The 25,521-nt window shown below is 66.4% G+C and carries 31 protein-coding genes; 11 read left to right on the plus strand and 20 right to left on the minus strand.

Annotation, left to right across the window (positions count from 1 at the left end; all coding sequences use genetic code 11):
• Nucleotides 1-3: 3 nt before the first annotated feature.
• The 3 genes from BVG12_RS11380 to BVG12_RS11390 all read left to right on the plus strand — a co-directional run bounded on the left by BVG12_RS11380 (nucleotide 4) and on the right by BVG12_RS11390 (nucleotide 2,840).
• Nucleotides 4-744, plus strand: a complete 741-nt coding sequence (locus tag BVG12_RS11380) for a response regulator (RefSeq protein WP_075792484.1) — start codon at nucleotides 4-6, stop codon at nucleotides 742-744.
• Nucleotides 741-2,051 carry an ATP-binding protein gene (locus tag BVG12_RS11385; protein WP_075792485.1) on the plus strand — a complete coding sequence of 437 codons (1,311 nt, stop codon included), beginning with the start codon at nucleotides 741-743 and terminating at the stop codon, nucleotides 2,049-2,051. The genes BVG12_RS11380 and BVG12_RS11385 overlap by 4 nt, the downstream gene beginning before the upstream one ends.
• Nucleotides 2,052-2,369: 318 nt before the next feature.
• A complete protein-coding gene (locus BVG12_RS11390; RefSeq protein WP_075792486.1) occupies nucleotides 2,370-2,840 on the plus strand; it encodes a MarR family winged helix-turn-helix transcriptional regulator in 471 nt (156 codons plus the stop codon).
• Between the two features lie 17 nt (nucleotides 2,841-2,857).
• On the opposite strand, the gene BVG12_RS11395 is transcribed toward BVG12_RS11390, so the two are convergent.
• The 13 genes from BVG12_RS11395 to BVG12_RS11455 form a co-directional block, all read right to left on the minus strand.
• A complete protein-coding gene (locus tag BVG12_RS11395) occupies nucleotides 2,858-3,811 on the minus strand; it encodes a DUF2268 domain-containing putative Zn-dependent protease (protein WP_156895609.1) in 954 nt (317 codons plus the stop codon).
• Between the two features lie 69 nt (nucleotides 3,812-3,880).
• On the minus strand, nucleotides 3,881-4,603 hold the full coding sequence (locus BVG12_RS11400) for an RNA pseudouridine synthase (protein ID WP_075792488.1): 723 nt from the start codon (nucleotides 4,601-4,603) through the stop codon (nucleotides 3,881-3,883).
• On the minus strand, nucleotides 4,600-5,637 hold the full coding sequence (ltaE, locus tag BVG12_RS11405; protein ID WP_075792489.1) for a low-specificity L-threonine aldolase: 1,038 nt from the start codon (nucleotides 5,635-5,637) through the stop codon (nucleotides 4,600-4,602). The genes BVG12_RS11400 and ltaE overlap by 4 nt, the downstream gene beginning before the upstream one ends.
• 10 nt (nucleotides 5,638-5,647) lie before the next feature.
• A complete protein-coding gene (locus tag BVG12_RS11410; RefSeq protein WP_075792490.1) occupies nucleotides 5,648-6,556 on the minus strand; it encodes a class I SAM-dependent methyltransferase in 909 nt (302 codons plus the stop codon).
• Nucleotides 6,557-6,751 (minus strand): Fe-S cluster assembly protein IscX, encoded by a 195-nt coding sequence (gene iscX / locus BVG12_RS11415; protein WP_075792491.1) that lies wholly within the window; start codon nucleotides 6,749-6,751, stop codon nucleotides 6,557-6,559. It abuts the gene before it with no gap.
• Nucleotides 6,752-6,768: 17 nt separating this feature from the next.
• Nucleotides 6,769-7,107 (minus strand): ISC system 2Fe-2S type ferredoxin, encoded by a 339-nt coding sequence (gene fdx, locus BVG12_RS11420; protein ID WP_036230756.1) that lies wholly within the window; start codon nucleotides 7,105-7,107, stop codon nucleotides 6,769-6,771.
• Nucleotides 7,108-7,268: 161 nt separating this feature from the next.
• Entirely contained in the window at nucleotides 7,269-9,158 is a 1,890-nt protein-coding gene (gene hscA / locus BVG12_RS11425) for a Fe-S protein assembly chaperone HscA (RefSeq protein ID WP_075792492.1), read from the minus strand.
• A gap of 152 nt (nucleotides 9,159-9,310) precedes the next feature.
• Complete coding sequence (hscB, locus tag BVG12_RS11430; protein WP_075792493.1) at nucleotides 9,311-9,826, minus strand: Fe-S protein assembly co-chaperone HscB; 516 nt, start codon at nucleotides 9,824-9,826, stop codon at nucleotides 9,311-9,313.
• Nucleotides 9,827-9,842: 16 nt separating this feature from the next.
• Entirely contained in the window at nucleotides 9,843-10,166 is a 324-nt protein-coding gene (gene iscA / locus BVG12_RS11435; protein ID WP_075792494.1) for an iron-sulfur cluster assembly protein IscA, read from the minus strand.
• A gap of 130 nt (nucleotides 10,167-10,296) precedes the next feature.
• On the minus strand, nucleotides 10,297-10,695 hold the full coding sequence (iscU, locus tag BVG12_RS11440; protein ID WP_075792495.1) for a Fe-S cluster assembly scaffold IscU: 399 nt from the start codon (nucleotides 10,693-10,695) through the stop codon (nucleotides 10,297-10,299).
• Between the two features lie 31 nt (nucleotides 10,696-10,726).
• A complete protein-coding gene (locus BVG12_RS11445; RefSeq protein WP_075792496.1) occupies nucleotides 10,727-11,983 on the minus strand; it encodes an IscS subfamily cysteine desulfurase in 1,257 nt (418 codons plus the stop codon).
• On the minus strand, nucleotides 11,983-12,480 hold the full coding sequence (gene iscR, locus BVG12_RS11450) for a Fe-S cluster assembly transcriptional regulator IscR (RefSeq protein WP_075792497.1): 498 nt from the start codon (nucleotides 12,478-12,480) through the stop codon (nucleotides 11,983-11,985). Before iscR ends, BVG12_RS11445 begins: the two co-directional genes overlap by 1 nt.
• A gap of 342 nt (nucleotides 12,481-12,822) precedes the next feature.
• Nucleotides 12,823-13,581, minus strand: coding sequence for a uracil-DNA glycosylase family protein (locus tag BVG12_RS11455; RefSeq protein WP_075792498.1), 759 nt, complete (start codon nucleotides 13,579-13,581; stop codon nucleotides 12,823-12,825).
• A 164-nt stretch (nucleotides 13,582-13,745) separates the two neighbouring features.
• Here BVG12_RS11455 and BVG12_RS11460 point away from each other — a divergent pair, with 164 nt between their 5' ends.
• Entirely contained in the window at nucleotides 13,746-14,204 is a 459-nt protein-coding gene (locus BVG12_RS11460; RefSeq protein ID WP_075792499.1) for a CBS domain-containing protein, read from the plus strand.
• Between the two features lie 51 nt (nucleotides 14,205-14,255).
• Here BVG12_RS11460 and maiA read toward each other — a convergent pair whose 3' ends face one another.
• Nucleotides 14,256-14,900 (minus strand): maleylacetoacetate isomerase, encoded by a 645-nt coding sequence (gene maiA / locus BVG12_RS11465; RefSeq protein WP_075792500.1) that lies wholly within the window; start codon nucleotides 14,898-14,900, stop codon nucleotides 14,256-14,258.
• Nucleotides 14,897-15,922 carry a fumarylacetoacetate hydrolase family protein gene (locus BVG12_RS11470; RefSeq protein ID WP_075792501.1) on the minus strand — a complete coding sequence of 342 codons (1,026 nt, stop codon included), beginning with the start codon at nucleotides 15,920-15,922 and terminating at the stop codon, nucleotides 14,897-14,899. Before BVG12_RS11470 ends, maiA begins: the two co-directional genes overlap by 4 nt.
• A gap of 90 nt (nucleotides 15,923-16,012) precedes the next feature.
• Between BVG12_RS11470 and BVG12_RS35055 the strand changes: the two genes are divergently transcribed.
• The 5 genes from BVG12_RS35055 to BVG12_RS33495 all read left to right on the plus strand — a co-directional run bounded on the left by BVG12_RS35055 (nucleotide 16,013) and on the right by BVG12_RS33495 (nucleotide 19,614).
• The gene (locus tag BVG12_RS35055; RefSeq protein WP_229503860.1) at nucleotides 16,013-17,065 is read left to right on the plus strand and encodes a LysR family transcriptional regulator; all 1,053 of its coding nucleotides are present in this window, start codon (nucleotides 16,013-16,015) and stop codon (nucleotides 17,063-17,065) included.
• A gap of 33 nt (nucleotides 17,066-17,098) precedes the next feature.
• Nucleotides 17,099-17,671, plus strand: coding sequence for a gamma-glutamylcyclotransferase (locus tag BVG12_RS11485; RefSeq protein ID WP_075792502.1), 573 nt, complete (start codon nucleotides 17,099-17,101; stop codon nucleotides 17,669-17,671).
• 83 nt (nucleotides 17,672-17,754) lie between these two features.
• Nucleotides 17,755-18,309, plus strand: coding sequence for an ankyrin repeat domain-containing protein (locus tag BVG12_RS11490; protein WP_075792503.1), 555 nt, complete (start codon nucleotides 17,755-17,757; stop codon nucleotides 18,307-18,309).
• A 109-nt stretch (nucleotides 18,310-18,418) separates the two neighbouring features.
• Nucleotides 18,419-19,153: an acyltransferase family protein gene (locus BVG12_RS33490; protein ID WP_083684916.1), complete on the plus strand. Its 735-nt coding sequence runs from the start codon at nucleotides 18,419-18,421 to the stop codon at nucleotides 19,151-19,153.
• Nucleotides 19,154-19,167: 14 nt separating this feature from the next.
• Nucleotides 19,168-19,614, plus strand: a complete 447-nt coding sequence (locus tag BVG12_RS33495; protein WP_156895610.1) for a hypothetical protein — start codon at nucleotides 19,168-19,170, stop codon at nucleotides 19,612-19,614.
• On the opposite strand, the gene BVG12_RS11500 is transcribed toward BVG12_RS33495, so the two are convergent.
• Nucleotides 19,580-20,248, minus strand: a complete 669-nt coding sequence (locus BVG12_RS11500) for a PadR family transcriptional regulator (RefSeq protein ID WP_083684922.1) — start codon at nucleotides 20,246-20,248, stop codon at nucleotides 19,580-19,582. The genes BVG12_RS33495 and BVG12_RS11500 overlap by 35 nt on opposite strands.
• Nucleotides 20,249-20,394: 146 nt before the next feature.
• Between BVG12_RS11500 and BVG12_RS11505 the strand changes: the two genes are divergently transcribed.
• Nucleotides 20,395-21,723: a deoxyguanosinetriphosphate triphosphohydrolase gene (locus BVG12_RS11505; protein WP_075792504.1), complete on the plus strand. Its 1,329-nt coding sequence runs from the start codon at nucleotides 20,395-20,397 to the stop codon at nucleotides 21,721-21,723.
• Between the two features lie 15 nt (nucleotides 21,724-21,738).
• Here the strand turns inward: BVG12_RS11505 and BVG12_RS11510 are convergent, their stop codons facing one another.
• Nucleotides 21,739-22,326, minus strand: coding sequence for an AAA family ATPase (locus BVG12_RS11510; protein WP_083684928.1), 588 nt, complete (start codon nucleotides 22,324-22,326; stop codon nucleotides 21,739-21,741).
• 127 nt (nucleotides 22,327-22,453) lie between these two features.
• Here BVG12_RS11510 and BVG12_RS11515 point away from each other — a divergent pair, with 127 nt between their 5' ends.
• Nucleotides 22,454-22,996 (plus strand): GNAT family N-acetyltransferase, encoded by a 543-nt coding sequence (locus tag BVG12_RS11515; protein WP_075792505.1) that lies wholly within the window; start codon nucleotides 22,454-22,456, stop codon nucleotides 22,994-22,996.
• Here the strand turns inward: BVG12_RS11515 and BVG12_RS11520 are convergent.
• The 3 genes from BVG12_RS11520 to BVG12_RS11530 form a co-directional block, all read right to left on the minus strand.
• Entirely contained in the window at nucleotides 22,993-24,144 is a 1,152-nt protein-coding gene (locus tag BVG12_RS11520; protein ID WP_075796312.1) for a PA0069 family radical SAM protein, read from the minus strand. The two genes, BVG12_RS11515 and BVG12_RS11520, sit on opposite strands and share 4 nt — an antisense overlap.
• A gap of 96 nt (nucleotides 24,145-24,240) precedes the next feature.
• Nucleotides 24,241-24,861: a tRNA-uridine aminocarboxypropyltransferase gene (locus BVG12_RS11525; RefSeq protein WP_075792506.1), complete on the minus strand. Its 621-nt coding sequence runs from the start codon at nucleotides 24,859-24,861 to the stop codon at nucleotides 24,241-24,243.
• Between the two features lie 30 nt (nucleotides 24,862-24,891).
• Nucleotides 24,892-25,515 carry an NADPH-dependent FMN reductase gene (locus BVG12_RS11530; RefSeq protein ID WP_083684931.1) on the minus strand — a complete coding sequence of 208 codons (624 nt, stop codon included), beginning with the start codon at nucleotides 25,513-25,515 and terminating at the stop codon, nucleotides 24,892-24,894.
• Nucleotides 25,516-25,521: the final 6 nt, after the last annotated feature.

Genomic DNA, 25,521 nt, shown 5'->3' on the forward strand with positions numbered 1-25,521 from the left:
TCGATGAACGAGACAGACCACGTGCTGGTCGTCGACGACGACCGCGGCATCCGCGAACTGGTCGGCGCCTACCTGGAAAAGCAGGGCTTGCGCGTGACGCTGGCCGCCAACGGCCGCGAGATGCGAAACGCGCTGATGCACGCGACGCCGGACCTGATCCTGCTCGACATCATGATGCCCGGCGAGGACGGCCTGACCCTGTGCCGCGAACTGCGGGCCGGCAAGCACCGCGCGGTCCCCATCGTGATGCTGACGGCGCGCGACGACGAGACCGACCGCGTCGTCGGCCTGGAGCTCGGCGCCGACGACTACGTGCCGAAGCCGTTCGCCGTGCGCGAACTCCTCGCGCGCATCCGCGCAGTGCTGCGCCGCACGCGCATGCTGCCGCCGAACCTGCAGGTGACGGAGGCCGCGAAACTGCTCGCGTTCGGCGACTGGCGCCTCGATACGGTCGGGCGCCACCTGCTCGATGCCGACGGCGTCGAAGTCGCGATGAGCGGCGCCGAATACCGCCTGCTGCGCGTGTTCCTCGACCATCCGCAACGCGTGCTGTCGCGCGACCAGCTGATGGGCCTCACGCACGGCAACGATGCCGAATTCTTCGACCGCTCGATCGACCTGCTCGTGAGCCGCCTGCGCCAGCGCCTGGGCGACGGCGCGCGCGAACCCTGCTACATCAAGACCCTGCGCAACGAGGGCTATGTGTTTTCGGCCGAGGTGACGATCCTGGAAGGCAGGACATGAACACGCAGTTGCCCATCCCTTGGCCACGCAGCCTGTATGCGCGCCTGGCCCTGATCCTGTTCGCGGGGCTCGCGCTGGCGCAGGGCCTGTCCGTCGCGCTCACGTTCACGGAACGCGACCAGGCCACGACGCAGCTCATGATGGGGTATGTGGAACGCGAGGTCGCGAGCTCCGTCGCCCTGCTCGACCTGCTGCCGGCGGCCGAGCGCCCGGCCTGGCTGCCGCGGCTCGCGCGGCGCAGCTACCGCTTCATCCTCGGACCGGGCGAGACGATAGGCACGATGCCCGACGAAAAACTGTCGGCGCAGATCGCGCACTCGATCGAACAAGGCATCGGCCGCAGCTATCCGCTCACCGTGAACGGTCTCGGCGACAGCGGGCGCATGCAGGTGCACCTGCGCCTGTCCGACGGCTCGCCCTTGACCATCGACGTGCAGCCGATGCGCGGCGTGCCGCTGTCGCCGTGGCTGCCGTATGTGCTGGCCGCGCAGCTGGCGATCCTCGCCGCGTGCTGCTGGCTCGCCGTGCGCCAGGCCGTGCGGCCGCTGCGCGCACTGGCCGAGGCGGCCGACGCGCTCGGGCCCGATCTGCGCCCCGTCGAACTGCCTGAACGCGGACCGTCGGAAGTCCTGCGTTCGGCGCGCGCGTTCAACGCCATGCAGCGCCGCATCGCCGCGTACGTCGACGAGCGCGTGCGCATCCTCGCCGCCATCTCGCACGACCTGCAGACGCCGATCACGCGCATGCGCCTGCGCGTGGACATGATGGACGACGACGCCCAGCAACCGAGACTGCGCGCCGACCTCGAGGAATTGCAGGGCCTCGTCAAGGACGGCATCGGCTATGCGCGCGCCATGCACGGTGAACGCGAACCTGCGCGCGCCATCGACCTCGACGCCCAGCTGGACAGCCTCGTGCTGGACTACCGCGACGCCGGCAGCGCCGTAATCCTCCAGGGCCGCATCGGCTCTCCAGTACAGACACGCCCGAAAGCCTTGCGCCGCATCGTCGGCAACCTCGTCGACAACGCGCTGCGCTACGGCGGCAGCGCCGCCATCGTGGCCGGGCGCGACAGCCAGGGCGCGGTGCTCGTCCGCGTGCTGGACGACGGCCCCGGCATCCCCGCCGAGCAGCTGGAAGCCGTGTTCGAACCGTTCTTCCGATTGGAAGCGTCACGCAACCGCGACACGGGCGGCACGGGGCTCGGCCTGGCCATCGCGCGCCAGCTGGCGGGGAGCCTCGGCGGCACGCTCACGCTGCACAACCGCCCGGAAGGCGGACTGGAAGCGCGCCTGACGCTGCCGTAGGGGGCATCGGCCCGGGAGCCCGATGGACGGATTCCCGTCCACACGGTGATTGTCGGGGCCGATCGCACCCTGCACGAAATCGGCGCCTTTATCTGTCACCGCGTGGACGGCGGAGCCGTCCACCCTGCCGTGGCCTGCGCGTGATCCCTGAATGCAGCTGCGCGGCCGACGAGATGGCGGCGGCGTACAGTTTCATCGTTGGCTCCGTGGTTGGTGATTGAAATATTGCTTGCCGAAATAAGTATGTTCGCGAAGTCCGCCAGCGCATGTGGCGGATTTCAAGTACGATAATCGTTATCACGATAATTTCTTGAGATCATGCCTAAAGACAACGACACCCGCGCCAAAACCGCCCGCATGGCGGACTTCATGTGCTTCGCGATCTATTCGACCAATCTGGCCTATTCGCGCGTGTACAAACCCGTGCTGGATGCGCTGGGCCTCACGTATCCGCAATACCTCGCCATCATCGCGCTGTGGGAAGAAGATAACCAGACGGTGAAAGCCTTGAGCGAAAAGCTGTTCCTGGAGCCGAGCACGGTGACGCCGATGCTCAAGCGCCTGGAAGCGATGGGCTATGTGCACCGCGAGCGCGACAAGGAGGATGAGCGCAACGTCCGCATCTCCCTCACGGACGCGGGCCGCGCGCTGCGCGAAAAGGGACTCGGATTCGGCAAGCAGACGGTCGCCGCGTCGGGCCTCGGCCCGGAAGAATTCCCCGCCCTGCAACAGGCCATCGTGCGCCTGCGCGACAACCTGATCGAGGCGGCCGCCAGGACCGTAGACTGAACGTCGGCTTGCGCGGATTACCCGCCATAGCCGCTGGCCTTGAGGATCGCCGCCGGATCCCGCAATTCGATGAGTTCACGGATCGCGGCACGCTTGTCGGACCCACGCGCGACGTACGCTTCGGCGATGCGCATGCCGACCCAGTAGCCGGCCTCGCACGGCCAGCCCGCGGGCGCGGAACCACAATTCGCGAACCAGCGCCGGAAGTGGGGGCTGGCGACCAGCTTGTTCACATCGTCGCTGCTGCCCCGGATGGCCTCGCGGTCGCGCTGGAACGCTTGCCACAACGAGGCTTCCTGTGGACGCGCCCAGGCGTCGCGATCCTGATGCGGGATCGTGCCCGTGACCAGCGTCGCGAGATAATCGGCGACGCCCTCCGTCAAGGCTTGGCCCAGCAGGAAATCGGCCAGTTTCGCCGGCGTGTCGCCGTCCTGCCAGGTGTGCACGGTTTCGTGCGCGAAGAAGCCGCGCATCGTAGTGCGGAACTGCTCGGGGGTCGTACCGGGCGGGCAAGTCACCTCGAGGCCGATCACCTGCCTGTCGTCGCCGGCCGTGCCGCCCGACGTGCCGGCACCGAAGACGACGTCGATCGCGGGCAGCGGACGTTCCGGCACCAGGCCGGCAAACGCGAGATAGATCGCGCGCAGATCGCTGCGCAATGCCGGCAACCGCGGCAGGCATTCGCGGATCGCGTAGCGGTAGGTATCGGGCCGCGCAGCGACCGCCTTCGCCAGGCGCTGCGCGTCGACGATCCGCGGCGCCGGCGTGAAGATCTTGACGCCGGGTCCGGCCCCGTCCAGATAACCGCGCTGCAGCGCGTCGGCCGTCGGCACGGCGCCATCCTTCATGAGATTCGCGAAACGCAGCGCGTCGCGCGCGTCGATATCGACCGTCAGCGGGTCGACGCCCGCGCCAAGAACGGCGCCCGACCACAGCGCCAGCATGGGTAGAAGCAGCTTACTGAACTTCATCCATCGATCCTCTCTGTCACGCCGATCGCGTGCGGGGCAGTGTACAGGAGGGGTTGCCTTTCCGGCAAGTCAGAACCGTTCGGTCTCGTGCAGATAGCGCCAGCGTCCGGCCGGCAGCTGGCCCAGCGCCACGCGGCCGATGCGCAGCCGGCGCAGTGACGTGACCGTGAGCCCGACCTCGGCGCACATGGCGGCGACCTGCCCCGGCCGGATGTCCTTGCCGGCCAGGCGCAGCCGCGCCTCGCTCTGCCAGCTGGCCTTCAGCGGCACGGTCGCCCTGCCCTGCACGCGCATGCTGCCGTTCAGCCGCGCGAGACCATCGGCGGCGATGGCGCCCGTCACCTCGGCCACGTATTCCTGTTCGACGCGCGCGCCGTCCTCCACCAGCTTGCGGGTCACGCGCCAGTCCTGGCTCAGCACGAGCAGGCCGCTCGCTTCCGGTTCCAGCGGCGTGACGATGGCGAGGCGCGCCAGGTGCCGGCGCAGGAAGCGTGCGTTGGGGGACGCGGCCAGCGTCTCGGGTCCGACCAGCGCCAGCGCGCCGGCCGCGTCGATGCCGGCCGGCTTGTGCAGCACGATCGTCACCGGCGCCGGGTCGACCGGCTCGGCGCCGGGCAGCAGCGCCACGGTTTGCGCGGCCGTCACGCGCGTGGCCGGGTCTTCGACGACGACGCCGTCGACCGTCACCCAGGCGCCCGCGATATAGCGCTCGGCCTCGCCGCGCGAACACGGCACGGCTTCGGCCACGCGCTTGGCCAGGCGGATGCCTTCCTCATTGACCGGCTGTGTCATTGCGCTTTCCAATCGCGGAAGAACGCTTCGAATGCGGCGACGGTCTTGTTCACGTCGGCGCTCGAGACGTCCAGGTGCGTCACGAGGCGCGTGTGCGGAGCGATCGATGCGCGGATGCCCTGGCGGGTCAGCGCCTCGCGCAAGGGCGCGCACGCGGCTTCCGGGATCTCGACGTAGAAGATGTTCGTCTGCGGCGTCGTCACCTTCAACGCGTCGATGCGCGCGAGGCCGGCCGACAGCTCCGCCGCGTTCTGGTGGTCTTCGGCCAGGCGCTCGACGTTGTGTTCCAGCGCATAATGCGCCGCGGCCGCGATGACGCCGGCTTGCCGCATGCCGCCGCCCAGCATCTTGCGCCAGCGCTTGCCCTGCTCGATGAGGGCCTTGGGGCCCAGCAGCACGGAACCGACCGGCGCGCCGAGACCCTTCGACAGGCACACGGACACGGTATCGAAACCGGCCGCCGCGTCGCGCAGGCTCAAGCCCTGCTTGACCGCGGCGTTACAGACGCGCGCGCCGTCCAGGTGCGTGGCGAGACCTTGCGCGTGCGCGAAATCGGTCGCGGCCTTCACATAATCCTGCGGCAGCACGCGGCCGCCGATCGTGTTTTCCAGCGCCAGCACGCGGGTGCGCGCGAAGTGCATGTCGTCCGGCTTGATGTACGCGGCGATGTCGGTGATGGCGATCGAGCCGTCGGGCTGGTTGGCGATGGGCTGCGGCTGGATGGAACCCAGCACCGCGGCGCCGCCGCCTTCGTACTTGTACGTGTGCGCCTCCTGGCCGACGAGGTATTCATCGCCGCGGCCGCAGTGCGTCATCAGCGCGATCAGATTCGTCTGCGTGCCGCTCGGCGCGAACAGGCCGGCCTCGAAGCCGAACAGCTCGGCCGCGAAGTCCTGCAGGCGGTTGACGGTCGGGTCGTCGCCATAGACGTCGTCGCCGACGGGCGCATCGGCCATCGCGGCGCGCATCGCGGCGGACGGTTGGGTGACGGTGTCGCTGCGCAGGTCGATCCAGCGGTCGTGGTGGTCGCTCATGGTCTGGTGATCAATCGGTCGTTGATTCGGCTTCCTGCGCTTGTGGCGCGGGCTGGCCGGTGTAGAAACGCGAAGACAATTCTTCGAGGCCGACTTCGGCCAGCACCTGCTGCAGGCGCTCGGCCGGCCGGCGGCGCGGCAGGTTTTTATACGTGGCGACGATCAGCTCGTTCTTCATCGAGTGCTCCCAGCCCACCAGTTCCGTCACGGTGACCTGGTAGCCGTGCGCCTCCAGCTGCAGGCAGCGCAGCACGTTCGTGATCTGGCTGCCGAATTCGCGCGTGTGGATCGGGTGGCGCCAGATCTCCGTCAACGCGCTGCGGCCCAGATCCTTGCCTTTATTCTTGCGCAGCACGGACGCGACTTCGGCCTGGCAGCACGGCACCAGCACGATGTGCTTCGCGTGCTTCTTGAGCGCGAAGTCGATGGCGTCGTCCGTCGCCGTGTTGCAGGCGTGGAGCGCCGTGACGACGTCGATCGTGGCGGGCAGCTTGTCCGACCCGGTCGATTCGGCCACGGACAGGTTCAGGAACGACATGCCCGGGAAGCCCAGGCGCGCGGCGAGTTCCGTCGATTTCTGCACGAGTTCCTCGCGCGTCTCGATGCCGTAGATATGGCCGCCGTTGTCCCGTCCTTTGAAGAACAGGTCGTACAGGATGAAGCCGAGGTAGGACTTGCCGGCGCCGTGGTCGACCACGGTCGCGCCTTCGCCGTTCTTCTGCACCTCGACGTCCTTCAGCAAAGGCTCGATGAACTGCACGAGGTGGTAGACCTGCTTGAGCTTGCGGCGGCTGTCCTGATTCAGCTTGCCGTCGCGCGTGAGGATGTGCAGTTCCTTCAGCAGCTCGATCGACTGGCCCGGCTTGATTTCCGGCGCTTGCTCGTAAATCGTCGGTGCGTCTTTTTTAGCGTGCCTCATTTAGCGAACCTCGGCGATCCAGGCCGCCTGAATCGCTTCCAGAACGCGCTCGCCGCCGCGCGTGCGGTCGTCGTCGAAGCCGTCCAGCGCGACGACCCAGTTATGCAGGTCGACGAAGCGCACGGTGGCCGGATCGACGTCCGGATAGGTTTCGTACAAGGCCTCGGCGATGGCCGTGACATCGGTCCACTTCATGGCGTCTCCCTACGTGCTCAGTGATTCTCGGCGGCGTGGTTGATCGTGTATTTCGGGATCTCGACGACGAGGTCTTCGTCGGCGATGATGGCCTGGCAGGACAGGCGCGAGTTCGGCTCCAGGCCCCAGGCCTTGTCGAGCATGTCCTCTTCCTTCTCTTCCTGCTCGTTCAGCGAATCGAAGCCTTCGCGCACGATCACGTGGCACGTCGTGCACGCGCACACGCGGTCGCAGGCGTGCTCGATCTCGATGTCGTTCTCGAGCAGCGTGTCGCAGATCGACTTGCCGCTCTGGCCGTCGAGCACGGCGCCTTCGGGGCAGAAGACGGGATGGGGGAGGATGACGATTTGTGGCACTTCTTTTACCTCACTGATGTGTTCATATGCCGTCGTTCGCGCGCAAGCGGGAACCCATGCTGAGCATCCGACACCCCTTCCCACGACATGCCGCGGGACTGCGGACGACCGATTCCAGTGCTTCAGTATGGCCCCCCGCCTGCGCGGGGGCGACGTTCTTCTTATACCTGATCCAGCGACTTGCCGGCCAACACCTTGCGCACGCTCTTGTCCATGCGCCGCGCCGCGAATTCCTCGGTGCCGTGCGCCAGCGCCTGCACGGCGTCGTGCAGCACGTTCTGGCGCGAGTCGGCGGGGATGTCCGCGTCGTTCGACCGCATCATCGCGTCGCGCACGGCGTGCACCAGCTTCGCGATCGCGTCCTGCTCGTCGTCGCTCAGCAGATCCGCGTCCGTATCGAGCGCGGACTGCGTGGCGAGCAGGATGCGCTCGGCCTCGACCTGTTCCTCGCGCAGCGCGCGCGCGACCATGTCGACCTGCGCCGAGTTGTACGAGTCCTGCAGCATGCGCGCCACCTCGTCGTCGCCGAGGCCGTACGACGGCTTCACGGTGATCGACGCTTCCACACCGGAGCGCGTCTCGCGCGCCGACACCGACAGCAACCCGTCCGCGTCGACCTGGTACGTGACGCGGATGCGCGCCGCGCCGGCCGCCATCGGCGGGATGCCGCGCAGTTCGAAGCGCGCCAGCGAACGGCAGTCGGACACGAGTTCGCGCTCGCCCTGCACCACGTGCACGGCCAGCGCCGTCTGGCCATCCTTGAACGTCGTGAACTCCTGCGCGCGGGCGCACGGGATCGTCGAGTTACGGGGGATGATCTTCTCGACCAGGCCACCCATCGTCTCGATGCCGAGCGACAGCGGGATCACGTCCAGCAGCAGCCAGTCGTCGCCGGCCGCGCGGTTGCCCGCCAGGAGGTTCGCCTGGATCGCGGCGCCCAGCGCGACGACCTTGTCCGGGTCGATGTTCGCGTGCGGGATCGTCTTGAAAAAGTCGCCGACGGCGCGGCGGATGTGCGGCATGCGCGTGGCGCCGCCGACGAGCACGACGCCGTCGACGTCTTCGACCGACACGTTCGCGTCGCGCATCGCCTTGCGCACGGCGTTCATCGTCTTCGCGACGAGCGGCTGGGTGATCTCGGCGAAGGTTTTCGCGGTGACGGTCACCTGTACGACTTCGCCCGATTTCAGGATCGCCTCGACGGTCGTCTCTTCGTTCGTCGACAGCAGTTCCTTGGCCTGGCGCGCCTTGACCATCAAGGTCGCGGTGTCCACTTCGGACAGCGGCGCGAGGCCGGCCTGCTGCGTAATGTAGCAGAACAGGCGCTGGTCGAAGTCGTCGCCGCCGAGCGCGGAATCGCCACCCGTGGACAGCACTTCGAACACGCCTTTCGACAACTTCAGGATCGAGATGTCGAACGTGCCGCCGCCCAGGTCGTACACGGCGAACACGCCTTCCTTGCCGTGGTCGAGGCCATACGCGATGGCGGCGGCCGTCGGTTCGGACAGCAGGCGCAGCACGTTCAGGCCGGCCAGCTGGGCCGCGTCCTTGGTCGCCTGGCGCTGCGCGTCGTCGAAGTACGCGGGCACGGTGATGACGGCGCCGACCAGTTCATCGCCGAGCGCATCCTCGGCCGTCTGGCGCAAGGTGGCCAGGATCTGCGCGGAGACTTCGACGGGCGACTTCACGCCGGCCACCGTCTTCAATTGGACCATGCCCGGCGCATCGACAAAATCGTACGGCAGGTTCTCGACGTGCGCGATGTCCTTCAGGCCGCGGCCCATGAACCGCTTGACGGAGACGATGGTGTTCTTCGGGTCGGTGGTGCGGGCCGCCATGGCCTTGTAGCCGATATTGGCGTGGCCGTTCGGCAGGTAGCGCACGACCGATGGCAGCAGCGCGCGGCCGTCCTCGTCGGAGAGCACTTCCGGGATCGAGTGGCGCACGGTCGCGACGAGGGAGTTGGTGGTGCCCAGGTCGATACCCACCGCCAGCCGGTGCTGGTGCGGCGCGGTCGACATGCCGGGTTCGGAGATCTGCAATAGTGCCATGGTCGTGTTACCTGGTTTTATTATTGGATACGTCGGCGTTTCGTGTAGGGTGAACGGGTCCCCCGTCCACGCGGTGATCGTTTGCGTCTGCCGGTCGGTGTTCGAGAGCGGAGCCGTCACGTATCGACGCGTGGACGGCAAAGCCATCCACCCTACGACTCCAGCGCCTCGAACGCGTAATGCAATTCGTCGCCGAATTTATCGAGGAACATCAGCGCCCGCACGCCCTGCGCCGCCTGGGGATAATCGCCCGCGTCGAGCAGCTTGCCGACCTGCGCCAGGCGCTGCTTGCGCTCGCCGCGGATGCGCGCGTCCAGCTCGTCGAGCGCGCCGGCATCCTTCGCGACGCGCGCGTCGGACAGCGCTTCGCGCAGCTCCATCTGCTCCATCAGGAAGTCCATCGGCATCGCCGTGTTCGACTCCGTCTGCAGGTCGACGCCATTCAGCTCGCACAGGTAGCGCGCGCGCAGCATCGGATTGCGCAAGGTCTGGTAGGCCTCGTTGGCGCGCGTGGCCCATTGCATCGCGACGCGTTTTTCCGCGTCGCTCGCGTTCACGAAACGGTCCGGATGGACGCGGCCCTGGACTTCGCGATAAGCGGCGTCCAGCGCCTCCATGTCGACGTCGAACCTGGCCGGCAGCTGGAACAGCTCGAAGTGGTTTTGCACGTTCCGGCGCTCCCGGTCAGACGCGGAAGCTTTCGCCGCAACCGCAATTGTCCTTGACGTTCGGGTTGTTGAAGCGGAAGCCCTCGTTCAGGCCTTCGCGGGCGAAATCGAGCTCGGTGCCGTCGATGTACGGCAGGCTCTTGGGGTCGACGAAGACTTTCACGCCATGCGACTCGAAGACCGCGTCTTCGGCCGCCGCTTCGTCGACGTATTCCAGCTTGTAGGCCAGGCCGGAGCAGCCGGTCGTGCGCACGCCGAAACGCAGGCCCACGCCCTTGCCCCGGCGCTCGAGGTAACGGTTGATGTGCTTTGCGGCTTTTTCGGTGAGGGTCACAGCCATTTCAAAAATCTCCAGCTTCGGTATTGCTTGTGGTCGAACGGTGGGCACGTTTCATTTGAGGCCACAGGCCTCGAATGCCCGCCCTACCGCAGCGAAATCGTCGGGTGGGCATCCCGCGCCCACCCACCGATCACGCGGCTTTTTCTTCGGCGCCGTGCTTCTGCTTGTAGTCGGCGACAGCCGCCTTGATGGCGTCTTCGGCCAGGATCGAGCAGTGGATCTTCACCGGCGGCAGCGCCAGTTCTTCGGCGATCTGCGTGTTCTTGATCGACAGCGCTTCGTCCAGCGATTTGCCCTTGACCCATTCGGTCACGAGCGAGCTCGACGCGATCGCCGAGCCGCAGCCGTAGGTCTTGAATTTCGCGTCTTCGATGACGCCCGCTTCGTTGACCTTGATCTGCAGCTTCATCACGTCGCCGCAGGCCGGTGCGCCGACCATGCCGGTGCCGACGTCGTCGGCGTTCTTGTCGAACGAGCCGACGTTGCGCGGGTTTTCGTAGTGGTCGAGGACTTTGTCGGAATATGCCATGGTAGTGCTCCTTGGTGTGCTGTTCGGTGAATTAGTGGGCTGCCCACTGGATGGAGTTCAGGTCGATGCCGTCCTTGTGCATTTCCCACAGCGGCGACAGTTCGCGCAGCTTGCCGACCTTTTCCTTCAGCAGCTTGACGGCGAAGTCGATGTCCTCTTCGGTCGTGAACCGGCCGATGGTGAAGCGGATCGAGCTGTGTGCCAGTTCGTCGCTGCGGCCCAGGGCGCGCAGCACGTACGACGGCTCCAGCGACGCCGAGGTGCAGGCCGAACCCGACGACACGGCGATGTCCTTGACGGCCATGATCAGCGATTCGCCTTCGACGAAGTTGAACGACACGTTGAGGTTGTGCGGGACGCGGTGTTCCATGTCGCCGTTGATGTAGACCTCTTCGATCTCCAGCAGGCCCTTGGCCAGGCGGTCGCGCAGCGCCTTGATGCGCGCGAGTTCGGTGTCCATTTCTTCCTTGGCGATGCGGAAGGCTTCGCCCATGCCGACGATCTGGTGGGGTGCCAGCGTGCCCGAACGCAGGCCGCGCTCATGGCCGCCGCCGTGCATCTGCGCTTCCAGGCGCACGCGCGGCTTGCGGCGCACGTACAGGGCGCCGATGCCCTTCGGACCGTAGGTCTTGTGCGCGGAAAAGCTCATCAGATCGACCTTCAGCTCTTCCAGGTTGATCTCGACCTTGCCGGTGGCTTGCGCCGCGTCGCTGTGGAAGATGATGCCCTTCTTGCGGCACAGTTCGCCGATTTCCTTGATCGGCTGGATCACGCCGATCTCGTTATTCACGAACATCACCGAGACGAGGATCGTGTCCGGACGGATCGCCGCTTCCAGCTGCTCCAGCGAGATCAGGCCATTGTCCTGCGGTTCCAGGTAGGTCGCCTCGAAGCCCTGGCGTTCCAGTTCGCGCACGGTATCCAGCACGGCCTTGTGCTCGGTCTTGACCGTGATGATGTGCTTGCCCTTCGACTTGTAGAACTGCGCCGCGCCCTTCAGCGCGAGGTTGTTCGATTCGGTCGCGCCCGAGGTCCAGATGATCTCGCGCGGATCGGCGCCGACGAGGCTTGCCACCTGCGCACGCGCTTCCTCGACGGCCGCCTCGGCGCTCCAGCCGTACGCGTGGCTGCGCGAGGCCGGGTTGCCGAACTGCTCGCGCAGGTACGGGATCATCTTGTCCGCGACGCGCGGGTCGATCGGCGTCGTGGCCGAATAATCCATGTAGATCGGGAAATGCGGCGCAGTCGCGAAGCTCTGCTCGATTTTTTTGTCCAAAGGCGCGTTCATCAGTTCACTCCAATATGCTTAGCTTCAGTATTTTCCGACGGCGCGTGACGGTGCATCACCACGACGTTCTGATCTTTTTGCTTCTGCTGGTCGACGAGATCCTGCAAGGTGACGGAATCGAGGAAATCGACCATCTTGGCATTCAGCGTCGCCCACAGTTCATGAGTCATGCAGCGGGTGCCGCTGGCGGCATCGGCGCCGTGGCAGTTTTCCTTGCCGCCGCACTGGGTCGCATCGATCGGTTCGTCGACGGCGATGATGATGTCGGCGACGGTCACCTTGTCGGCGCTGCGCGCCAGGCTGTAGCCGCCGCCCGGGCCGCGCACCGACTCGACGATCTCGTGCCGGCGCAGCTTGCCGAACAGTTGCTCCAGGTAGGACAACGAAATGGCCTGGCGCTGGCTGATGCCCGACAGCGTGACTGGACCATTGCCCTGGCGCAGGGCAAGATCGATCATCGCGGTAACAGCAAAACGGCCTTTGGTGGTCAGACGCATCACAACCCCGGTTGGTTTTCCAGACAGTGTTAAAATCTTGCTTCTCTTCAACCGATTCAAGTTTTCATCTGTCCTCCAGGACATCCAGAAAAACCTGATTAGTTGATCGATTTAGTCAAGTATAGCGTATTTCGCCATCCTTTGCTTGGCCCCTAAAATTCGGGGTCAGAGCCCTGTTTGTGGCAATGGTTTCCTGCCACGTTCGGATGTACTCATCCACACTCACCTTTGCGCAACGACCGGGTCACCGGTGGCCTTCCATGGTGGCAGACGGCTGGCGAGCAATGCGACGCCGGCATGCGACGTGGAATCAATTGCTCAAAAAAGGGCTCTGCCCCCGCATTACCGGCGCAGCAGGTGCATTGGGCCGAACAGCTTTTGCATGCCTTCGTGGCGGATGAACGACAGGTTGTACGGGTGCTCGGCGTGGATCTGCGGAAAACCGGCCGTCTCCGGCACCTTGTTCAACTGCTCGGCGATCTTGCCCCACAACACCAGCGTCGGCTTGTCGGCTTTCTCCGCCAGCGCGGCGAACACGGCGCGCTGGAACGGCACCCACGCGCGCGCTTCCTGTACCGGCGGCACATGCTTGCGGAACACGAGCGCCGCATTCAACAGCAGGAAACCGTGGCCGAGCAGGTTGTCCTGCAGTTCGGCCAGCGTCTGGATCGACCCATTCGCCCGCGCCGCCTTCGCGATCGGAGCCAGCGCCGCGCCGCCCGTGTCATCCGGGCTCAGCTGGCCGTCGGCCACGAGCAGCATCTTCATGAAGTTGCGCAGCGACGTCGCGCGGTTGACGGGCTTCGACAGTCCGGTGTCCGACCACAGCGGTCCGACGGCGCCATCCATGAAGCACACGCCCGTCGCGCTCTCTTCGCGCGGATATGGGCCCTCCCCCACCAGCACATAGCGCACCGCGTCGAACGGTAGAGCAAACGCCGCGAACAGGCGGCCGGCCGTCGGCAGGTAGTGGTCGTTCGCCAGGTCCGGAAGGTAGTCCGGCGTCGCGCGCATCATCGCGTCGAGACCGTCGATGAGATGCGGGCGCCAGGAGGCGTCGGCACGTTGCAGGGCAGCGGCGATGGGCGCGGGAATAGGCATGGCGTCGGTGGAAAGTCGAAGAAGGGCAGATTGTAGCCGAGCCCGGTTCGCACAAGTCCTCGTTACGCGTTGTTCCGCAATTCAACGTAGCGTCCGACATCCGCGAAAGCGTGCATCATGCATCCCCGTTTAACGCCGTGCGAACGTAACGAAGGAGGATCAACATGCAGACCATTCAGGATGTGATGACCCGCGACGTGCAAAGCATTTCGCCGCAGGAAACCGTGCAGCGCGCCGCACAGATGATGGATGAACTGAACGTCGGGGCGATCCCCGTGCTGGACGGCCACAAGCTGGTCGGCATGATCACCGACCGCGACATCACGGTCCGCTCGACCGCGGCCGGCCAGGCGCCCGGACAGACGCGCGTGAGCGACGTGATGAGCACCGACGTGCGCACCTGCGCACCCAACCAGACCGTGGACGAGGTGCTGGGCCAGATGGGCGACGTGCAGATCCGCCGCGTGCCCGTCGTCGACGAGCAATCGCACGAGGTGATCGGCATCGTCTCGCTGGGCGATATGGCGGCCAAGCATTCGGCCGGCATCGATCACACGCTGGAAGAGATCTCGACGCCGGCCGAGCCGGACCGCTCGGGCATGGCGTCGCAGACGCGGCACTGACAGCGGCCGTCGACCACGCGGCGGGTGCGCCGCCGCGTGCCCCGCCCGGGGTTATTCCGCGTCCGGCTGGTTGGACGGATGCGCCGCCACGAAGGCCGGGATCTCGACGCAGGCCGCGTTGATGCGTGCGATGTTCGGATACACCGAGATATCGATGCCCTGGCGCTGCGCATTGAACACCTGCGGTACGAGGAAGCAGTCGGCGATGGTCGGCAGATAGCCGTGACACAGCGGACCCGCGCTGGGATCGCGCGCCAGGTGTTTTTCCAGCACGTCGAGGCCGCCCAGCAGCCAGTGGCGATACCACTGCGTCTTGACCTCTTCCGACAAGCCGAGCTCGTTCACGAGATAGCGCAGCACGCGCAGATTGTTCACCGGATGGATGTCGCAGGCAACGATCTGCGCCAGCTCGCGCACGCGCGCCCGCCCGGCGGCATCCTTCGGCAGCAGCGGGACTTCCGGGTACTCGTCTTCCAGGTACTCGAGGATGGCCATCGACTGCGTCAGCGTAATGTAGTCGTCCTGGAAGGTGGGGACGAGGCCGCTGGGATTCATCTTGATGTAGTTCGCCTGCAGCTGCTCGCCGCCACCGCGCAAAAGGTGCACCGGGACCGCATCGTACTGGAGCCCCTTGAGGTTGAGCGCGATACGCACCCGGTACGCGGCCGAACTGCGGAAATAGGTATAAAGCTTCATTCCTTCCTCCCGTGATAGTGTGCAACCTCCTGGTCGATGGCGCCGAAAATGCTGGCGCCGTCGGCATCGAACATCTCGATACGGACAGTATCGCCGAAGCGCAGGAAAGGCGTGCTGGGCGCCCCTTGCTCGATCGTCTCGTACATACGCAGCTCGGCCAGGCAGCAATAGCCGACGCCGCCGTTGGCGATGCTCGAACCGTGCAAGCTGCCCTGCTTGTTCGACACCGTGCCGGAACCGATGATGGAACCGGCGCCGAGCTCGCGCGTCTTCGCGGCGTGCGCGATCAATTGCGCGAAGCTGAACGTCATGTCGTCGCCCGCGTTCGGACGGCCGAACGGCTGGTCGTTCAACGTCACCTGCAACGGCAGGCACAGCTTGCTGTCACGCCAGGCGTCGCCGAGCTCGTCCGGTGTCACGGCCACCGGAGAGAACGCGCTGGCCGGCTTCGACTGGAAGAATCCGAAGCCTTTTTCCAGTTCCTTCGGGATCAGGTTGCGCAGCGACACATCGTTGACCAGCATGACGAGGCGGACGGCCTGCGCCGCCTGTTCGATGCTCGCGCCCATCGGCACGTCGCCGGTGACGACGGCCACCTCGGCCTCCAGGTCGACGCCCCACTCCTCGGACAGCACGGCGATCGGGTCGCACGGGCCGACGAAGGAATCCGAACCGCCCTGGTACATCAGCGGATCCGTATAGAACGACGGCGGCACCTGGGCGCCGCGCGCCTTGCGCACGAGTTCCACGTGGTTGATGTACGCCGATCCGTCGGCCCACTGGAAAGCCCGCGGCAGCGGTGAGGCGCACTCTTCCTCGATGAAGGATTCGGCCCCGGCCGCCGTGCCGGCATTCAGCCGGTCGTAGACCTGGCGCAGCCGCGGCGCGACGTGATCCCACTCGTCCAGCGCCTGCTGCAGGGTGCGGGCGATCTTGGGGACGGCCTGGCAGGTGACCAGGTCCCGGCTGACGACGACGAGCGTACCGTCGCGGCCGCCCGACTTCAGGGTAGCGAGTTTCATGGCGTTTCCTTTAACAATGTTTCCGCCATTAAAAAGTAAAACGGACTATCATACAAACAATATTTTTCGCTCTATTTATCGGACTTTCTGATGAATCCTACCCTGCGCCAGATGCGCGCCTTCGTTGCCCTGGCAAAGACCGGTAACTTTACGCTTGCCGCGCAGTACATGCACGTTACACAGTCCGCTTTGTCCGGTTTGATCAAAGAGTTGGAGCAAACTCTCGGCGTCCGTGTCGTCGACCGCAATACGCGGCGCATCGCACTCACCGAAACGGGTAACGAGCTGTATCCCCTATTCAGCCAGATGATCGACGACCTCGACCGTGCGCTTGCGAACATTGCGGACCAGGCGCAACTCAGGAAAGGCATCGTGCGCGTGGCCGTGCCTCAATTGATGGCGTGCACCCTACTGCCGCAAGTGATCGCGGCATGGCGCGCGCGTTACCCGGACATCGGCATCAGCCTGTCCGATTCGCCGGTGGAAGCGGTGACGACGCGCGTGCTGTCCGGCGAGACGGATTTCGGCATCGGTCCCGAACGCGACGGCGCCCCGCAACTGGAAGCGCGCGAATTGATGGAGATGCCGTTCGAGGCCGTCGTCCCGCCGGATCATCCGCTGGCGCAGCACAGCCGGCTCGGCTGGAGCGACCTGGCCGCGCATCCGCTGATCTCGCTGCGGGGCCAGTTCACGGAGCGGCTGCTGGCCGACATGGGACGCGGACATGACCGCAAGGAGGACGGTGCGCGCGACGGCGAACGCAGCGCAGAACGCGGCACAACGCGCGGCACAACGCGCGACTCAAAAGGGGACTCAAAAGGCGCCGCGAAAGGCGACGCCCGGGGCGACAGCCTGCGCGAGGTCGCGCTTAGGCCGGCGCACGAGGTCACGTACATGACCACCGCGCTGGCCATGGTCGCGTCCGGTCTCGGCGTCACGGTGTGCATGCCGTATGCCGCACCGCTCGTGCGTCTGCACGGCCTGCACATGCTGCCACTCGACACGCCGGTCTTGACGCGCCGCTTCTTCGTGTACACGCGCGAGCAGCGGTCGCTGTCGCCGGCCGCGGCCGCGTTCATTGCGTTCCTGTACGAATGGGTCGGCGCCGACGACAACCCAGCGGGCGCGTTGCGGCCGCGCTAGAATGCAAATCCTTTACGCAACCTCCTGTCATCGATGTCCCACAACACCATTGCTATCAACGAGCGCATGGACAAGTTCGACAACCACGCCAGCGTCTGGCTGTTCGGCTACGGCTCGCTCATCTTCAAGGCCGATTTTCCCTACCTCGAGCGCCGCCCCGCCAGCATAGCCGGCTGGACCCGGCGCTTCTGGCAGGGCTCGCACGACCACCGCGGTACGGAGACGGCGCCGGGCCGGGTCGTGACGCTCGTGCCGGACCCGAGCGCGACCTGCCACGGCATGGCTTACCTCGTCACGCCCGAGGAATTCGCCCACCTCGATTACCGCGAAAAGAACGGCTACCTGCGCCTGGCCACCGACATCCGTTTCGACGATGGCGGCGGCACCGAAGGCCTTGTCTACATCGCCACGCACGAAAACGCGGCCTACCTCGGCCCGGCGAGTGAGCGCGACATTGCGCTGCAGATCGCCACCGCGCGTGGCCCGAGCGGGCCGAACAGCGAATACCTGCTGGAACTGGCCAAGGCCTTGCGCGCACTCGGCAAGCCCGACCCGCATGTGTTTGAGATCGAACGGCACCTGAAAGAGTTCCAACGCCGGGTCTGATCAGGCGCGAATCCTGCGCTGCCGTGCGCGGCGCGGCATTGTGTTCTAATCCTGTCGAGCCATACGCCGATCAGGAGATCACGATGCAGGAGCCGCAACAGCAACAGCCACCACCACGCCCGCCGTCGGCCAGCGAACTCGACGACGACACGCTGGCCTTCGTGCGCAAGGTCTTCCACTTCGCGCGCACCGGAGAGGCCGGCGAACTCGCGACGTTGCTGGACCAGGGCTTGCCGCCCAACCTGCGCAACGAACGCGGCGACAGCCTGCTGATGCTGGCCTGCTACCACGGCCATGCGGACGCCGCCCGGGTGCTGCTGGAACACGGCGCCGATCCCGAAATCATGAACGACGCCGGCCAGACCCCGCTCGCCGGCGCCGCCTTCAAGGGCGATATGTCGATCGCGACCCTGCTGCTGGGCCACGGCGCGGAGGTCGACAACGCGGGCCCGAACGGCAAGACGGCGCTGATGTTCGCCGCCATGTTCAATCGGGTGGACATCGCCCGCCTGCTGCTGGCGCGCGGCGCCGACCCGTTCCGCCTGGACGCGGACGGGAACGCGATCCTCGACGCGGCGCGCAGGATGGGCGCGGTGGACACGGCCGAACTGCTGGCGGCCGTGACCAACGAGCGCTGAGCACTGACGTGGCAGTCGATGGCGGCCGCGATCGCGCAGGTAGCGCGACGCCGGCCTCGGTGACAATGCTTGAGCTTTGACGTCCGACGGTCGGGTAGACTGGCGCGCCATGAATCCCTCGCCCGTCCAGAATCCGCCCGCGCCGTCGTCCCGCGCACCCGGCCTCGACCTGCTGCGTGCCGTCGCGATTGTCGTCGTCATGCTGTACCACCTGTCCAGCCACGGCATCGATATCGCGTGCGCCGGACGGCATGGGTGGATGGGCGTGGACCTGTTCTTCGTGCTCAGCGGCTATCTGATCGGTTGGCAATTGCTGCGCGACGTCGCGGCGGGACGTATGCCGGACTGGACCGGATTCATCCTCGGCCGGGCGTGGCGCATCCTCCCGGCTTATCTCGCCGTGCTCGCGCTGTATCTTGCGCTGCCGACTTGGCGCGAGGCCGAGGCCATGCCACCGGTCTGGCAATTTCTCACGTTCACGATGAACGTGCTGCCCGACCACCTCACGCAGCGGGCGTATTCACACGCGTGGTCGCTGTGTGTCGAGGAACACTTTTATCTGCTGTTGCCGCTGGCCGTCTGGCTGCTCGGGCGCAGGCCAGACGTACTCGCGACGGCCGCCGGCGCGGCCGTGCTGTTCGGTGGCGGCATGCTGCTGCGCGACTGGCAATGGCGGCATGCGGTCGCACCGCATATGGCGCCCGGTGGAGACATGGCGCGCGCGATCGCGGGCTATGTCGGCTCGATCTACAGTCCGACCTGGACGCGTCTCGACGGCCTGCTGCCGGCGTGCTGCTGGCGGCCCTGCGCGCCTTCCGGCCGGCATGGTGGACGCGCCTGCTGAGTCATGGCTGGACGTTGCTGGGCGCTGGCATCGCGCTGCTCGGTGCGGCGACGCAGATCGATGCACTCGGCCACACAGGGGCCGTGTTCCTGTTTCCGCTCGTCGCACTCGGCTGTGCGTGCCTGCTGTCCGGGGCGCTGAGTCCGCACACGCCGCTCGGCCGCCAAGCGCTGCCGGGTGCGCGTGCCCTCGCCCTGCTGGCCTTCAGCCTGTACCTGACCCATCGCCAGGTCTATGCCTGGCTCGACGGCGCGCTGGGCGACAGCGCGGCGGGCGGCCTCACGGTGGACGTGCCCGCCGCCGGGTTCGTCCTGTACAACGCGGCGGCGTTGTCCGTGGCTGCGCTGCTGTATACGGCAGTCGAGCGTCCGGGCTTGAAGCTGCGTGCGCGGACGCTCGCCATGCGCGAAGACGGCATGCTGCCGCTCAGCTCCCGGTCGAGCCAGGCTGGCCGCCGCTAGCCGGCCCCTGCTCGATCTCGGCCGCCGCCCGCGCCAGGATCGCGGCGATACGCCGCTGCTCGTCGACGGATGCGCCGGCGCGCGTCATCAGCGCACGCTTGAGCGCGTGACGCGCGTCGGCCAGTTCCGCGGACCAGGCACCCCGTCCGCCCACGCCCTCCTCGCCTTCGGCGAGCGCGCTGCGCATCAAGTCCATCTTGTGCGCGGCCTGCTGCAGCCGGGCGAGGAGCATGTCGACGCGTTCGCGGTTGGCGTCCAGGTGGGCGCGGCCTTCGTCGGACAGCGCGTACCGCTTGCGCGTGCCTTCGAGCTGGATGGTGACCCAGCCCAGGTCTTCCATGCATGCCAGCGCCGGGTACATCATGCCCGGGCTCGGCGCATAAAAACCGTTCGATCGCGTCTCCAGCGCCTTGATGAGTTCATAGCCGTGGCTGGGCTGCTCGGCGATCAGCGCCAGCAGCAGCAATTGCAAGTCATCCGACGACAGCTTGCGTCCGCGCGGCAGGCCGCCGTCGTCCGAGAAGCCGAAGCCGCCCGGCCGGCCGTCGCGGCCCGGATGTCCGCCATGGCCGCCGTGCCCGTGGCGTGGGGAGAATACGGGATGGTGGGGGTGCATATGGTGTCGCATCTTCATTCCATTATATCGTAAGATACATCGTAAGATACATCGTAAGATAGTCGACAAAGTTGATACAGTCAACCATTTTTTGACGCTACCCGGCAGCGGAAAGGGACGGTGTACACTGGCGCACACCTTTTTGAGAGCGGGGAACGATGTCGATGGAATGGGAACGCCTGGTGTCGACGATGCGCCTGGGCCGCGAGGATGACCGGGGCGACGGCGGCAGCCGTACGGAGTACATGCGCGATTGGGACCGGCTCGTGTATTCGAGCGCGTTCCGGCGCCTGCAGGACAAGACGCAAGTGTTTCCGCTGTCGGACAGCGATTACGTGCGCACGCGCCTCACGCACAGCATCGAGGTGTCGTCGGTCGGCCGCTCGCTGGGCATGCTGTGCGGCGAATTCATCAAGGAACGCGTGCCGGCATTGTCGATGGCGCCGCAGGACTTCGGCAGCATCGTCGCCGCCGCCTGTCTCGCCCACGACATCGGCAACCCGCCGTTCGGCCATTCCGGCGAAGCCGCGATCCAGTCATGGTTCGCCGAGCATGCAGACCGCTGGCTCGCCGGCCTCGCCGAACGCGAGCGCCAGGACTTCCTGCGCTTCGAGGGCAATGCCCAGGGCTTCCGCCTCGTCACGCGGCTGCAGAACGCCGTCGACAACGGCGGCTTCCAGCTGACCTATGCCGTGCTGGCCGCGTTCATGAAATACCCGCGCGCATCCGACCTGCCGCGGGCGAAGGACAAGATCAGCGAAAAGAAATTCGGCTATTTCGCGGACGATGCCGCGACGGCCGAGCGCGTCGCCAGCCAGGTCGGGCTCGTGCGCAAGGGACCGGGCGCATGGGCACGCCATCCGCTCGCGTTCGTGATGGAGGCGGCGGACGACATCTGCTATGGCATCGTCGACCTGGAAGATGGCCACCGCCTCGGCCGCGTCTCGTTCGACGAAGCGCGCGGCCTGCTGTGGCCCATCGCCTTTCCGGGTGGCGCGACCGAGAGTCCGTCTTACCGGCAATTGGCCGACGACACGGGCCGCGTGGAGTACCTCCGTGCCCGCGCCATCGGCCATCTCGTGGCGGCCGCGCTGGACGTGTTCCGCGCGCACTACGATGCCATCATGGACGGCCGCTTCGAACAAGACCTCGTCAGCGCGTCGCGCTTCGCGCCCGAGCTCGCGGCGATCGCCACGCTGTCGCGCGAACGCATCTATGCCACGCCGTCGGTGCTGCAGATCGAGGCCGCCGGCTTCGACATCCTCGGCGGCCTGCTGGGCAAGATCGTCCCGGCACTCGTCAAGCCGGAACCGGACCGCACGCCAGCGGACCGCAAGATCGCGCAAATCATTCCCCAGCAATTCAGCCGCGGCACGACACCGTACGAGCGCCTGCTCGGCGCGACCGACTATATTTCCGGGATGACGGACAGTTTTGCGTTGAAGCTGTTCCGGCGCCTGCACGGCATCGAGTTGCCGGGCACGATCGTCTAGGCGCGCCGCGCGCAGCTAGCGGGCGGCGCCATCGAGCACGCGCCGCACCTGGCGTGCCCGCTCCTCCACACTGCCGTGCACGACGGTGTACGGGATGCCGCGCGCGTCGAGGTCCTGTACGACCAGTTGCTGGATGCGTCCGCGCCAGGCCTCGTTTTCGCGCACGTCCTGTTCCTCGTACGGAATGTCGTCGGCGCATACGAACGTGTGGGCATAGCGTGCGCGGCAATCGTCGGCGCAGCGCAGCAGTTCGGCAGGCGGCGGATCGCCGACCTGGTGGAACTCGATGCCCAGCAGCAGTGTCGTCAATGCATTCGTGTCGACGAACAACCAGCGCCGCGCCTGCGCCATGGCCTTGTCCTCGGCCGCGCGGTGCTTGACGGCGATCTCGACATAATCGTCCGGTCCCAGCCGGCCGTGCTTTTCTTCCCAGATGAAGCGGCCGATCTCGGGCACGGCGACGGTGTGGTAGACGTGCGCCAGATAGTTGGACAACGTCGATTTGCCGGTCGACTCCGCGCCGACGAAGACGACCCGCTGCACATCGTTCGCTGCCTTGCCGTTCGCTGCCTTGTCGTTCGCTGCCTTGTCCTGCTCCGCCATGTTCCCGCCTGCCAGTCATGCTGAAGAGCGCAATCGTAGCCCAGAGCATGTGTACTCACAACCCGCCGGCGTTGGCGCGGCGCGTCCTGCCCGTTAAGATGTCGACATCCCACCCCGAACGGACGACATGACAGAGCCTCTTCTTGCCGGCGACTATCTGCTTCGCCCCCTGGTCCCGACCGATGCCCCGGCGATGGCGGCCGCCGTCCGTGAATCGATGGCGAGCCTGGTCCAGTGGATGCCCTGGGCCCACGCCGCCTACGACGAGGCCGATGCACTGGCCTGGATCGCGGCCTGCGCCACCGCACGTGCGCACGCCACCGCGCACGAGTTCGGCATTTTCGACCGGGACGGCCAGCACTACGTGGGCGCGGCCGGCCTGAACCAGTTCAATCGCGCCAACGGCTTCTGCAACCTCGGCTACTGGGTCCGCGCAGCGGCCCGGCGGCAGGGTGCGGGATTGGCGGCCATCCGCGCGCTGGCGCGCTTCGCCTTCGATGGCCTCGGCCAGACGCGCGTCGAGATCGTCGTGGCCGACGGCAACCTGTCCAGCCTCGCCCTCGCCCGCAAAGCCGGCGCCGTCCACGAATGCCTGGCGCGCAACCGGCTCAGTCTGCACGGACGGCCCGTCCCCGCACACGTCCTGTCGCTGGTGCCGGCGACGTCTTAAAACAGATCCATCTGCGCCGCCGCCGCACTGGTCGGCTTGACGACCGATTTCGGTACCACCAGCGGACGCCGGAACTGCGACGGATCGCACGTGTTGAAACGGCTCATGCGGCCTTCGAGCCCAAGACGCTTGACGGCCTTCGTGAAGCGCTGGCGGATCAGGTCGGCCCAGATGCCTTCCCCGGTCATGCGCTTGCTGAAGTCGCTGTCGTAATCCTTGCCGCCGCGCATGTCGCGGATGCGGTTCATCACGCGCTGGGCGCGGTCGGGGAAGTGGGCGTGCAGCCATTGCTGGAACAGCGGGTTCACTTCCCACGGCATGCGCAGCACCGTGTAGTGGGCGCCGACGGCGCCGGCGTCCTTCGCGGCTTCCAGGATGCGCTCGATTTCCGGTTCCGTGACGAACGGGATGATCGGCGCGACGCTCACGCTGACGGGGATGCCGGCTTCCGTCAGCGTGCGGATCGCGCGCAGGCGGCGGGCGGGCGCGGCCGCGCGCGGTTCGAGCGTGCGCGAGATCTCGCCGTCCAGCGTGGTCAGCGTGATGGCGGCGCAGGCCAGGCCCTTTTCGGCCATCGGCGCGATCAGGTCGATGTCGCGCTCGATCAGCGCCGACTTCGTGATCAGGCCGTACGGGTGCTGGCATTCGGACAGCACTTCCAGCACCTCTCGCGTGAGGCGGCGGTCGCGTTCGCAGGGTTGATACGCGTCCGTGTTGACGCCGATGGCGATGTTTTCCGGGACATAGCCCGGACGCGCCAGCTCGCGCCGCAGCAGGTCGGCCGCGTTCACCTTGGCGAAGAGACGGCTTTCGAAGTCCAGGCCGGGCGACAGCCCAAGATAGGCGTGCGTGGGCCGCGCGAAGCAGTAGATGCAGCCGTGCTCGCAGCCCCGGTACGGATTCAGCGAGACGCTGAACGGGATGTCCGGCGACGTGTTGCGGCTGAGGATCGACTTAGCGATCTCGTCCGTGACGATCGTCTTGAGGGGCGCCGGCGCCTCGTCCTTCGCGCCCGGCACGGTCCAGCCGTCGTCGAACCGCTCGCGGCCGTTCACTTCGTAGCGGCCTTGAATATTGGTGACGGCGCCACGACCTTTCAAAGGCCCGTTGATGGGCACGACCTCGGCGGACTTTTGCGGGAACGGCAACACCACCTGGCTGACCGCCCGACTTGCGTTTGCTTTGACCCGATTCACACGGCGCTCCTTAAGTACTGTATGTTTATACAGTATAGTACGCCGATCTCAGGATGGGTTCAAGCGCGAAAAAAGAGCAGCTTGTTGTTGCACAAAACCGTCAAACGCCTGCAGCAGAGGCCGGTATCGGTCGGCGTCGCCTTCCAGCTGGGCCAGCGCCAGCGCGGCGGCTTCCAGGGTCGACAGCTGGTGCGACGCGTGCGCCTTGCGAATCCGATAAGCCGACACGGGCACGTCATGCAGCGCCAGCCGTGGCAGTCCTTGCAGCTCGGGATTTACGTGGAGCATCTTGCGGCTCTTGCGCCAAGTGGCGTCGAGCACGACGAGCCGCAGCCGCTCCGGCTGCGACATCGACCCGCCATCGAGGACGGGTGGCGCCGAGCCCGGCGTCGACGGATACAGCAGCACCGGCACGCGCCCGTCCGCGTGCAGCAACGCGCGCAAGCCGGACGCGTCAAACGCCTCGCCCACTTCCAGCCGGCTGCCGGACAAGCACAAGTGCAGCAGGCGCGCGCTGTTCTTGGCGTTGCGCACCTCGAGCGGATGTTGCAGGATCAACAGGTCGGCGCGGCTGGACAGCGGCCGCACCCAGTGGCAGATGCAGGCGCTCTGCGCGCGCAGGCAGGCGGCGCAGGTGGCGCGCCGGGTGGGAGAAGATAAACCGGTCATAGGCGGCGATTGTAGCGCCGCCCGGGAAGATCACTGGCTGCCCATGCGCTGGCCGGCCTGCGGCGCGTCCGCAGAAGCGGCGTGCCCGTCGGGCGCGTCCGGCCGCAGGGTCTTGAGCGCGCGGCTCCACGCCACGACCTGGTCGAGCATGGTGTCCACGGATTGCTCGTGATGCTCGGCCGGGTTGAACGTCGTGTAATTCTCGAAGTCGGTGCGCAGCGACAGCATCACCTGCGCGCGCACGTCCGCGACCATCAATTCGCCCATCACGAGGCGCAGGCTCTCGATGGCGCGCGCACCGCCCGCGCTGCCGTAGCCGACGAAGCCGGCGGCCTTGTTGTTCCATTCCTTGTACAGGAAGTCGATCGCGTTCTTCAGCGCGCCCGACGGGCCGTGGTTGTACTCGGGCGTGACGAAGACGAATCCGTCGAAGCCGGCGATGGCGGCGGCCCACGCCTTCGTGTGCGGCTGCGCGTACATGCCCAGCGACGGGGGTACGGGCTCGTCCAGCAGCGGCAGGTTGAAATCCTGGATGTCGACCAGCTCGAACACGGCGTCCGCGCGCATGCCGGCGATATCCAGCACCCAGCGCGCCACATCCAGTGCCTTGCGGCCGGGCCGGGTGCTCCCGACGATGATCCCGATCTTGATCATGTTCTC

This window comes from Massilia putida (assembly GCF_001941825.1).
Classification (GTDB): domain Bacteria; phylum Pseudomonadota; class Gammaproteobacteria; order Burkholderiales; family Burkholderiaceae_D; genus Telluria; species Telluria putida.

What these genes read in the sequence shown, in the direction of transcription:
- BVG12_RS11400 (WP_075792488.1), bottom strand. Translation starts at nt 4,603, where the DNA reads ATGACACAGCCGGTCAATGAGGAAGGCATCCGCCTGGCCAAGCGCGTG.
- BVG12_RS11390 (WP_075792486.1), top strand. Translation starts at nt 2,370, where the DNA reads ATGCCTAAAGACAACGACACCCGCGCCAAAACCGCCCGCATGGCGGAC.
- BVG12_RS11470 (WP_075792501.1), bottom strand. Translation starts at nt 15,922, where the DNA reads ATGAAACTCGCTACCCTGAAGTCGGGCGGCCGCGACGGTACGCTCGTC.
- BVG12_RS11395 (WP_156895609.1), bottom strand. Translation starts at nt 3,811, where the DNA reads ATGAAGTTCAGTAAGCTGCTTCTACCCATGCTGGCGCTGTGGTCGGGC.
- BVG12_RS11505 (WP_075792504.1), top strand. Translation starts at nt 20,395, where the DNA reads ATGGAATGGGAACGCCTGGTGTCGACGATGCGCCTGGGCCGCGAGGAT.
- BVG12_RS33490 (WP_083684916.1), top strand. Translation starts at nt 18,419, where the DNA reads ATGAATCCCTCGCCCGTCCAGAATCCGCCCGCGCCGTCGTCCCGCGCA.
- iscU (WP_075792495.1), bottom strand. Translation starts at nt 10,695, where the DNA reads ATGGCATATTCCGACAAAGTCCTCGACCACTACGAAAACCCGCGCAAC.
- BVG12_RS11485 (WP_075792502.1), top strand. Translation starts at nt 17,099, where the DNA reads ATGTCCCACAACACCATTGCTATCAACGAGCGCATGGACAAGTTCGAC.
- BVG12_RS11445 (WP_075792496.1), bottom strand. Translation starts at nt 11,983, where the DNA reads ATGAACGCGCCTTTGGACAAAAAAATCGAGCAGAGCTTCGCGACTGCG.
- BVG12_RS11515 (WP_075792505.1), top strand. Translation starts at nt 22,454, where the DNA reads ATGACAGAGCCTCTTCTTGCCGGCGACTATCTGCTTCGCCCCCTGGTC.
- BVG12_RS11385 (WP_075792485.1), top strand. Translation starts at nt 741, where the DNA reads ATGAACACGCAGTTGCCCATCCCTTGGCCACGCAGCCTGTATGCGCGC.
- BVG12_RS11380 (WP_075792484.1), top strand. Translation starts at nt 4, where the DNA reads ATGAACGAGACAGACCACGTGCTGGTCGTCGACGACGACCGCGGCATC.
- hscA (WP_075792492.1), bottom strand. Translation starts at nt 9,158, where the DNA reads ATGGCACTATTGCAGATCTCCGAACCCGGCATGTCGACCGCGCCGCAC.
- BVG12_RS11530 (WP_083684931.1), bottom strand. Translation starts at nt 25,515, where the DNA reads ATGATCAAGATCGGGATCATCGTCGGGAGCACCCGGCCCGGCCGCAAG.
- ltaE (WP_075792489.1), bottom strand. Translation starts at nt 5,637, where the DNA reads ATGAGCGACCACCACGACCGCTGGATCGACCTGCGCAGCGACACCGTC.
- BVG12_RS35055 (WP_229503860.1), top strand. Translation starts at nt 16,013, where the DNA reads ATGAATCCTACCCTGCGCCAGATGCGCGCCTTCGTTGCCCTGGCAAAG.
- BVG12_RS11410 (WP_075792490.1), bottom strand. Translation starts at nt 6,556, where the DNA reads ATGAGGCACGCTAAAAAAGACGCACCGACGATTTACGAGCAAGCGCCG.
- iscA (WP_075792494.1), bottom strand. Translation starts at nt 10,166, where the DNA reads ATGGCTGTGACCCTCACCGAAAAAGCCGCAAAGCACATCAACCGTTAC.
- BVG12_RS11460 (WP_075792499.1), top strand. Translation starts at nt 13,746, where the DNA reads ATGCAGACCATTCAGGATGTGATGACCCGCGACGTGCAAAGCATTTCG.
- BVG12_RS11525 (WP_075792506.1), bottom strand. Translation starts at nt 24,861, where the DNA reads ATGACCGGTTTATCTTCTCCCACCCGGCGCGCCACCTGCGCCGCCTGC.
- BVG12_RS11490 (WP_075792503.1), top strand. Translation starts at nt 17,755, where the DNA reads ATGCAGGAGCCGCAACAGCAACAGCCACCACCACGCCCGCCGTCGGCC.
- iscX (WP_075792491.1), bottom strand. Translation starts at nt 6,751, where the DNA reads ATGAAGTGGACCGATGTCACGGCCATCGCCGAGGCCTTGTACGAAACC.
- BVG12_RS11500 (WP_083684922.1), bottom strand. Translation starts at nt 20,248, where the DNA reads ATGAAGATGCGACACCATATGCACCCCCACCATCCCGTATTCTCCCCA.
- maiA (WP_075792500.1), bottom strand. Translation starts at nt 14,900, where the DNA reads ATGAAGCTTTATACCTATTTCCGCAGTTCGGCCGCGTACCGGGTGCGT.
- iscR (WP_075792497.1), bottom strand. Translation starts at nt 12,480, where the DNA reads ATGCGTCTGACCACCAAAGGCCGTTTTGCTGTTACCGCGATGATCGAT.
- BVG12_RS11510 (WP_083684928.1), bottom strand. Translation starts at nt 22,326, where the DNA reads ATGGCGGAGCAGGACAAGGCAGCGAACGACAAGGCAGCGAACGGCAAG.
- BVG12_RS11455 (WP_075792498.1), bottom strand. Translation starts at nt 13,581, where the DNA reads ATGCCTATTCCCGCGCCCATCGCCGCTGCCCTGCAACGTGCCGACGCC.